This is a genomic window from Gemmiger formicilis (assembly GCF_016901605.1).
Classification (GTDB): Bacteria; Bacillota; Clostridia; order Oscillospirales; family Ruminococcaceae; genus Gemmiger; species Gemmiger formicilis_B.
The window spans coordinates 1-233 of the sequence record NZ_JACJKP010000702.1; the positions used below are offsets into that span (position 1 = coordinate 1).

At 63.9% G+C, this 233-nt stretch carries 1 protein-coding gene; it reads right to left on the reverse strand.

Features of this window, described 5'->3' with window-relative positions:
• The coding region (locus H6B10_RS16535; protein WP_275951109.1) for a glycosyl hydrolase family 28-related protein at positions 1-233 on the reverse strand (233 nt) is incomplete at both ends.

Genomic DNA, 233 nt, shown 5'->3' on the forward strand with positions numbered 1-233 from the left:
AGCGCCCCCGTCAGGTAGACGCCCGCAGGCAGGTAGACGGCATCGCCGGGGCCGCAGGCATCGATGGCACGCTGCAGGGCCGCGGTATTTTTGGTCTTGCCGTCCCCCTTGGCCCAGTAGGGCGCTTCAGTCACGTTGATACGCTGTTTTTCGGCACCAGTGCGCAGCATACAGGCACCCACGGGCTGGTTGTCAAAGACCACATCCACACGGTACTCCGTCTGGGGTTCCAG